Here is a 3,440-nt window from a genome sequence, read left to right as displayed (position 1 = left end):
AGCACCCGCGCCTCGCCCTGCCAGCGCAGCATGAACAGCCGGTAGGCCCAGATTCCGAACACGATCGAGACGTAGGCGCGCACGTCCTTCAGGTACTCGTAGCCCCACTGCGCGGCCCAGCCGCCGAAGGCGTAGTGCTCGCCGGCGGCGGCGTAGGCCAGCGAGCGCAGCGCGAACATCGCCATCACGTGGACCACGCTGAACGCCACGCTGGCAGCGAGATGCCAGGCCAGGTAGCGCACCAGCCTGCCGGGCGCGAGCGAGGCCAGCGACGACAGCCGCCGCTCCAGCGCCACGATGGCCGGCACCAGCAGCAGCAGCACGAGGTGGCTCGAGCCCTCCCAGACCACGATCTCCCAGGTCTCGCGCGGCACGGCGCGCGAGCGCGCGTCGACCATCGCCACCGTGGTGTTGAACAGCGCCTGCAGCGCCATCACGACGATCCAGAAGCCGACCTCGACATGGCGGCGGATCGGCTCGTAGCGGTGGTAGAGGTCTTTGCGCGGGCCGGCCATGGCGGGCGATTGTCGCGATCCGCGTGGCGAATGGGGCGACAGCGGCGGCCCCGGGACGGATTTCGCCCCCTGTTTCGTCCCACCGGGACCACCGCTCGTCACAAAGCCCGGGCGGTCCGTCCCTCGGATGCGCCGCCGCCGCGCCGCGCCCGGACCATGGCCGCTCGTTCACCCCCGATCCAGGAGCCCCCCATGCCCACCGACCGATTTCCACGCCCCTCCGTCCCGCCGGCCACCGACCCGCGCCGGCACGACATCGACGCCCTGCGCGCCCTCGCCTTCCTGCTCGTCATCGTCTACCACGTGGCGATGTACTACGTGGCCGACTGGCCCTGGCACCTCAAGAGCCCGCATGCGGCCGAATGGCTGCAGTGGCCGATGCGGATCCTGAACCTGTGGCGCATGGACCTGGTGTTCCTGATCTCGGGCGTCTCGCTGGCCTTCCTGAGCCGCCACCAGGGCACGGCGGCGCTGCTGCGCGGCCGCGGGCTGCGGCTGATGCTGCCGCTGGCCTTCGGCATGGCGGTGGTCGTGCCCTGGCAGGCCTATGCCGAAGGCGTGGCCAACGGCCTGGTGGCGCCGGGCTTCGGCGCCTTCCTGCTGCGCTACCTGCCGATGAGCCAGCCCTGGCCGAAAGGCGCCTTCGCGGGCGCCGAGTTCGGCATCACCTGGAACCACCTCTGGTACCTGCCGTACCTGTTCGTCTACACGGCCACGGTGGCGCTCACGCTGCCGCTGTGGCGCTCGGCCGCTGGACAGGCGCTGCGCCGGTCCTTCAACGGGCTGCGCGGCGGCTGGCTGCTGCTGCTGCCGGCGCTGCCGCTCGCGGCCTTCACGCTGCTGCTGGCGCCGCACTATCCGCCGACCCACAACCTGGTGCGCGACCCCTTCCTGCACAGCATCTACTTCACCGTCTTCCTCTACGGCTACTGGATGGGCGCGGACAGCGGCATCTGGCGCGAGCTCGAGCGGCTGCGCCGCGTGTCGCTGGCGCTGGCCGTGGCGGTGGTCGCCGCCTACATCGCGGCGCGCACGCTGGGCGCCGGCAGCGTGCCGAACGAAGTCAACGCCGTGCTGCGCTCGCTCTACCTCTGGGCCGCGGTCGCCACCCTCCTCGGCCATGGTCACCGTTACCTGAACCGCCCCTGGCCCTGGCTGCGCTGGGCCAATGCCTCGGTCTATCCCTGGTACATGCTGCACCAGACGCTGATCGTGCTGGCGATCGTCTGGCTGGCGCCGCTGGCGCTCGGCCCGGTGCTCGAGCCGGCGCTGATCCTCGCGGCCACGCTGGGGGGCTGCTGGCTGCTCAACGACGCGCTGATCCGCCGCGTGCGCTGGCTGCGGCCGCTGTTCGGCCTGCCGCCGCAGGAGAAGCGGGCGCCGGATCGGGCGCCCGCGGCGGCCCTGACGGCCGCGCGCTGAAGGCCTCAGCCCTTGTCGTCGGGCACCGGCACCAGGATCGTGCTGCCCGTGGCCAGCAGCTTCAGCGTGCCGTCCTCGGCCTCGCCGAACAGCTCGGCGGCGGTGAAGACCTGCTTGCGCCCGGCCTTCACGACGCGCCCGCGCGCCACGAAGACGCGGCCCAGCGCGGGCGCCATGCAATCGACCGAGAAGTGCGAGGCCAGCACGCGGCCCGCCACGGTGGCGGCCGCGAAGCCGCAGACGGTGTCGAGCAGCGCGCCGATCATGCCGGCATGCAGGAAGCCGGCGTACTGGCCCATGTCGGCCTCGCGCCATGCCATGCGCAGTTCGGCCTCGCCCTTTTCCGCGCGCACGACTTCGAAGCCGGCCCAGCGGTTGAATGCGGCCGTTCGATTCAAGGCCTGGATGGTGTCTAGCATCGGATGCTCCTTCGAGAGGGGGACTCTCCTTGTCGACCAGAATGGGTCGAGCCCACTCTACGAAGCGCCCCCGGCCCGGCCCGTCGCGTCCGTGACCGGAACGCGCGCGGCAGTTGCATCGGCGACAGCCCGCGCACGCAGCGCGAGCGACGCGATCGACAACGCGAAGGCCAGCGCGCTGGCCGCGCAGCGCCAGAGGTTGGCGGCATTCCAGCGTGCGCGCGTCTCGGCCCAGTCGGGCGGCAGCGCCCGCGGATCCCACGACTCCGTATACGCATTGAGCGGCAGGTTCACCTGCGCGGTGAACAGCACGATGCCCAGCGCATAGAGCACGCCCGCGAACGCGAGCAGGCCGAACCAGCCACATCGCCATTCGCGCCATTCGCGCCAGGTGGTCGCGAGCGCCAGCGCGCACAGCAGCGGCGGGCCGAAGAAGAAGCCGAAGAACATTGCGTGCCGCACATGGCGGTTGAGGCTGGACTGCACGGTGGCATAGCTCGCGCCGTCCATCTGCAGCGTGGCGAGGCTGACGTTGAAACCGTAGGCCCAGAAGAAGCCGGCCATCAGGCCGAAGGCGAAGACGGCGAAGCCATGCAGGCCCCAGCCTGCAAGAGACAGCGCGAAGGAGAGCGGCGAGGTACGTGGCGACATGCGCCGACTGTGGCGCACGCCGCACCCGCCCGCCTTAACCTGCGATAAGCCCCATCTCCGCACGCAACCGCGACAGCGAGACATCGGTCATGCCGAGGTAGGACGCCAGGTGGCGCAGCGGAATGCGCCGCGCCCAGTCGGGCCGTTCGCGCAGCAGCGCCTCGTAGCGGGCGCGCGCGTCGCATTGCAGGAAGGCCTGCTCGCGCCGCAGCTTGTCGTCGAACAGGCCCGCCAGCGCCGTCAGCCGCAGCGCGGTCCACGAGGGCAGCGCCGCGACCGCCGCTTCGAGCGCGTCGCACGGCAGGCAGCGCACCACGGCGGGCTCGAGCGCCGCGATGAAGAAGGCCGCCGGCTCGTCGCGCAGCAGCGGCGTCACGGGCCAGACGAAGGCGTCCTCGGCATGGAAGTTCTTGTTCGACTCGCGGCCCTCGGC

The 3,440-nt window shown here is 71.4% G+C and carries 4 protein-coding genes and 1 pseudogene; 1 reads left to right on the top strand and 4 read right to left on the bottom strand.

The features are described from left to right. Positions 1-515, bottom strand: a pseudogene (locus tag AC27VN_RS36320) (LytTR family transcriptional regulator); the annotation flags it as partial. A gap of 192 nt (positions 516-707) precedes the next feature. On the opposite strand from AC27VN_RS36320, the gene AC27VN_RS36315 reads away from it, so the two are divergent. Beyond that, positions 708-1,937, top strand: coding sequence for an acyltransferase family protein (locus AC27VN_RS36315; protein ID WP_490879766.1), 1,230 nt, complete (start codon positions 708-710; stop codon positions 1,935-1,937). A 5-nt stretch (positions 1,938-1,942) separates the two neighbouring features. Here AC27VN_RS36315 and AC27VN_RS36310 read toward each other — a convergent pair whose 3' ends face one another. The 3 genes from AC27VN_RS36310 to AC27VN_RS36300 all read right to left on the bottom strand — a co-directional run. Beyond that, the gene (locus AC27VN_RS36310; RefSeq protein WP_093339880.1) at positions 1,943-2,356 is read right to left on the bottom strand and encodes a PaaI family thioesterase; all 414 of its coding nucleotides are present in this window, start codon (positions 2,354-2,356) and stop codon (positions 1,943-1,945) included. Positions 2,357-2,413: 57 nt separating this feature from the next. After that, positions 2,414-3,007: an anthrone oxygenase family protein gene (locus tag AC27VN_RS36305; RefSeq protein ID WP_490879765.1), complete on the bottom strand. Its 594-nt coding sequence runs from the start codon at positions 3,005-3,007 to the stop codon at positions 2,414-2,416. 34 nt (positions 3,008-3,041) lie between these two features. Then, positions 3,042-3,440 (bottom strand): Crp/Fnr family transcriptional regulator (locus AC27VN_RS36300; protein WP_490879764.1); only part of this gene is annotated, 399 nt, incomplete at its 5' end.

The sequence above is a fragment of the Variovorax sp. 20P10.2.4 genome (assembly GCF_058244205.1).
The sequence above is the reverse complement of the archived record's forward strand: the minus strand, read 5'-3'. Positions and strand labels throughout refer to the sequence as shown.

Bases quoted from the DNA above. Each gene is read 5' to 3' on its own strand.
- AC27VN_RS36305 (WP_490879765.1), bottom strand. From the start codon at position 3,007: ATGTCGCCACGTACCTCGCCGCTCTCCTTCGCGCTGTCTCTTGCAGGC.
- AC27VN_RS36315 (WP_490879766.1), top strand. From the start codon at position 708: ATGCCCACCGACCGATTTCCACGCCCCTCCGTCCCGCCGGCCACCGAC.
- AC27VN_RS36310 (WP_093339880.1), bottom strand. From the start codon at position 2,356: ATGCTAGACACCATCCAGGCCTTGAATCGAACGGCCGCATTCAACCGC.